General features: G+C 69.2%; 2 protein-coding genes. One reads left to right on the top strand and one right to left on the bottom strand.

The features are described 5' to 3' along the window. Positions 1-209: 209 nt before the first annotated feature. On the bottom strand, positions 210-1562 hold the full coding sequence (locus HOP12_13440; GenBank protein ID NOT35146.1) for a sigma-54-dependent Fis family transcriptional regulator: 1353 nt from the start codon (positions 1560-1562) through the stop codon (positions 210-212). 703 nt (positions 1563-2265) lie between these two features. On the opposite strand from HOP12_13440, the gene HOP12_13435 reads away from it, so the two are divergent. After that, on the top strand, positions 2266-4326 hold a 2061-nt coding region (locus tag HOP12_13435; GenBank protein ID NOT35145.1), incomplete at its 3' end, for a hypothetical protein.

The raw sequence follows: 4326 nt of genomic DNA, 5'->3' as shown, positions 1-4326 counted from the left end.
GGTCGGCGGCGCGCTGAACGGTGTTGCTGACCTCGAGTCCGGTGTGGACGACCACCGCGACCAGCGTCACGAGCAGCGCGAGCCCGACCATCCACATCGACAGCGACGCCCGCAGTCCGCTCAGCAGGCGCACGGAAGCGTCTCCCGGGTTCGGGCGCGCGGCGGAGTGCCGGCGCGATCAACGAGGGGGGCTTGGCGCACGCGTGGATTCACGACGCCTCGCGACTCGCGTAGCGCTTGAGCTTGTTGTGCAGCGTCTTGAGGCTGATGCCGAGGGCACGCGCGGTGTGCGTTTTGTTGTTGGCGAACCGCGCCAGCGCACCGAGAATCGCGCGGCGCTCCAGCTCTTCGAGCGGCTCCACCGACTGCACGCCCGGGGTGATCGCCACCATCGGACGTCCGAGCTTGCGCGGCAGCTCGTCCAGCTCGATCGAGTTGCCGTGCGACAGCACCACGGCGCGCTCGATCGCATTGCGCAGCTCGCGCACGTTGCCGGGCCAGTCGTAGGTCTCGAGGGCCGCCAGCGCTTCGTTCGAGAGCCCTTCGATGGTGCGGCCGTTCTGCTCCGCATACGAGGCGATGAACTGGGCGGCGAGCGACGCGATGTCCTCGCGGCGTTCGCGCAGCGGCGGCACGTGGACGTTGAAGACGTTGAGGCGGTAGTAGAGATCCTCGCGCAGCCGCCCTTCGCGAACCGCGCGCTCGGGTTCGCGATTGGTGGCCGCGATCACGCGCAGGTCGGCGAGCTTCTCGCCGTGCCCGCCGACGCGCCGGAACCGCCGCGTTTCGAGCACCCGCAACAGCTTGGCCTGCAGGCTCGGGGCCATCTCGGTGATCTCGTCCAGGAACAGCGTGCCGCCGGCCGCGTGCTCGAACAGTCCTGCGCGCTCCGCGAGCGCGCCGGTGAAGGCGCCGCGCTCGTGGCCGAACAGCTCACTTTCGAGCAGCGCCTCCGGAATCGCGGGACAGCTCACCGCCACGAAGCGGGCCGCGGTGCGTCCGGACAGTTCGTGGATGGTGTAGGCGACGAAGTCCTTGCCGACGCCGCTCTCGCCGGTGATCAGCACCGAGGCCGAGGACGGCGCGATGCGCTCGATCGAGGTCAGCAGCTGCCGCATCGCGGGCGAGCGTGCGATGAAGGCGCGCGGTCCGTCGACTGCCGCGAGCTTGCCGCGCAACCGACTGACCTCGCTGCGCATCTCGTTGCGCTCGGACAGTCGAGCAATCAACAGCTCGAGGCGATCGATGTCGACCGGCTTGGTCAGGAAGTCGAACGCACCTTCGCGCACCGCCTCGACCGCCACGTCGATGCTCCCGTGACCGGTGAGCATGATGAAGCCGATCCATGGATCCTGCGCGCGCACCTGCCGCAGCAGTTCGAGTCCGCCGGGCCCCGGCTCCATGCGCAGATCGCTCACGATCGCTTCGGGTCGCCAGCTCGACAACAGCTCGAGCGCCTCCGCGACGCTTCCGGCGGTGCGGGCTTCGTGCCCCCACTCGACCAGGTAGTCGCGCAGTCCCTCGGCTGAAGCGATGTGATCGTCGACGACCAGAACGCGCATGGAGATGCCCTCGGCTTCAATCACCGTGTCATTCTTACTCAGACCGAAGATTCTACTCAGTCGGGCGGGTGAGAGCATGCCTTCTTTCGGCCTCGTCGGAAGCTCAGTCGACATTTCGCAACCCCTTGTTGTTTAGCGGCTTTGGCCATTCGCTCGCGAAGGGAAGTCGGGGGACTCCGACGCTGGGGGAACGCGTCTGCGAGCTGGCACCAATCTGGCAGTAGGCAATGGTCGGACCGGATCCGGCGCGCATCACTCGCGCGGCGGCATCGATCCAGAACGACTGACTCGAAGACTCGACCGAGGGTGTGGGCGACTCCCTCGTGCCAGGAGGCCATCGTCGACCGCAAGGTCGCCGATCGCCACGGACGGCATAGCAGAGCAGAGGCGACAGCAGACCAGCAGAGCGAGTGACCGTGGCAACGGACGCGACGGTCTCTCACGAGAGACGTAACTGCTTGGGCGGGTCATGTACCGGAACGGAGCCCGGAGAGAGATGTGGGGAGCGGCTCCCTAACGGCAACAGACTCGCTCAAGTAGCTCGATCCGCCGGTTCTCACGACGAGCGACCTTCTCGTCCGAGACCGGCGGGTCTTTTTTTTGCCCTGCCGAGTCGCGAGGGCTACCGTCCCGGGTCGTGCACGTTCCTCGCGCCCGTTCGTCCGCAATTCAATGCCGCGCCCGCCGCTCGCGACCTCTGTGCGTGGCGCTGTGCATCGGCGCGCTCGCGATGTTCGGCGGACCGCAGGTTCGAGATGCGGCGGCGCGCGCGCGCACCCGCTCGCCGGCGGCCGAGCGACTGCTGCCGGTCGTGCAACGGGCCGACACGCTGTACGCAAGCGCCGGAGCGGCGGTCGAGAGCGTCTACGTCGACTCGCTGCTGAGCGCTTCCCGGGCGCGCGGCGATCGCACGCTCGAACTGATGTTGCTGATCCGTCGCGGCGGCGCGGCGGCGTTTCGCGGCCGCGCGCTCGAGGCCGAGCCGGACCTGCTCGGCGCCGAGCGGCTCGCGATCGCGCTCGGCGACACGTTCGAGCTGGCGCGCGCGCTGCGCTGGCGCGCGTATGGATTGCTGATGCGCGCCGACTTCGAGGCCTCGACACCGCTCTACCGTCGGCTGCTCTCGATCGCGAGCGGAACCCGAGATTCGACTCACGAGGGCTGGGCGCGTACCGGGCTCGCCTACACCGAGCTGACGGTCGGGCGCTACGACCGCGCGGTGCGCGACTACCGCGCGATCCTCGCGAAGCCGGGTTTCTACCGAAACGGAGTCGGTACGCTGCAGCTGCGCATCGGACTCGCGCGCAGCCTGCAGATGCTCGGCTACTCGGACAGCGCCCGATCGCAATACGAACTGGTCATCGCCGAGGGACAACGGACCGGTGATCGCTACTCGGTCGCGAATGCCACGCACAATCTGGGCGTGATCGAGTACGACGAAGGCGATCCGGCGATGGCGGTCGACTGCTGGCAGCGAGCCGCGCGGCTCCATACCGAACTCGGCGTGCGCGACCAGTTCCAGGCTTCGTTCCTGCTGCAGGCCCACGCGCTGGTGGCGCTCGGCCGATACGACGAGGGAACCGCGATCCTGACGCGTGAGATCGCCCGCTCGCGCGCGCAGCGCGACTACGACGACATCGTGAACGGGCTCGGCGAGCTGGCCGATCTGTACGAAGCACAGGACCGGCTGTCGGACTGCGAACGGGTCTATCGCGAAGCGCTGATCGTCTCGGATTCGATCCGGATGGATCAAAGAGCGGCGTGGGTGGTTTCCGGGCTCGGCCGCACGCTGGTCAAGCGTGGCAGGACCTCGGAGGCGATCGCGTTCCTCGAGCCCCGGTTCCGGCACGCGATCGTGAGCGGCGGCGCATTCGAGCGCTCGGACATCGGCACGGCGTACGCGCGCGCGCTGGTCGCGGCGAAGCAACCCGCCGAAGCATTGGAGGTCGCAGGCGCCACGCGCGAAGCGCTCGCGCGCCGACGCGGTCAGGCGCGCACGCTGCCGAGCCTCGGACTGGTCGAAGCGCACGCGCTGCGCCTGTTGGGGCGCCGGGCCGAAGCATGGTCCCGCATCACGGCCGCGGAACGGGCGTGGGAACGCTCGCGCGCCGCGACGCGCAGCTACGAGTGGCGCGAGGAGGTCGGCGGCTGGACCGCGGTGCTCGCCGCGCAGCTGGTGCCGCTGGTGTTCGACGAGCTGAGAGACGGCTCCGACTTGCGCGCACGCGACGAGGCGTTTCGCGCCATCCAGCGCTACAAGGCACGCACGCTCGACGATCGCCTGCGCGCCCGAAGCGCGACCGCCACACGCTTCGCGCTGATCTCGTTCGACTCACTGCAGCGCCGTGTGCTGGCGCCGGGCGAGCTGTATCTGGATATGTTGTGTGCCGCCGACACCGGGCTGATGCTCGCGGTGACGCGCGATCAGGTGCGGCTGGTGGGGATCCCGGGCTCGCGCTGGATGCGCGCCTCGGCGACCCGGGTGCGCGACCTGGCGGCGAACTCCGCAAACGAAGAATCGCGCTTCCTCGCGGCCTCGGCGCGCACCGTCGGCACGCGGCTGTTCGGCGACGTCGCCGATCTGATCCGCGCGTCGTCGCGGCTGATCGTGTGTGGCGATCAGTGGACGGCGGGTCTGCCGCTCGCCTTTCTCGAGGTCGCTGCCTCGGATGGGCGCAGCCTCTCGCTCTCGTCTCTCGAGCTGGCGGGCGTGCCGTCGGCCGGCGCCTTCGCCGGCATGCGCGCGCGCGCATGCCGGCGAAGG

The organism is Candidatus Eisenbacteria bacterium (genome assembly GCA_013140805.1).
Classification (GTDB): domain Bacteria; phylum Eisenbacteria; class RBG-16-71-46; order RBG-16-71-46; family RBG-16-71-46; genus JABFRW01.
The sequence above is the reverse complement of the archived record's forward strand: the minus strand, read 5'-3'. Positions and strand labels throughout refer to the sequence as shown.

Excerpts from the sequence above, each read along its gene's own strand:
- HOP12_13440 (NOT35146.1), bottom strand. The coding sequence starts at position 1,562 with ATGCGCGTTCTGGTCGTCGACGATCACATCGCTTCAGCCGAGGGACTG.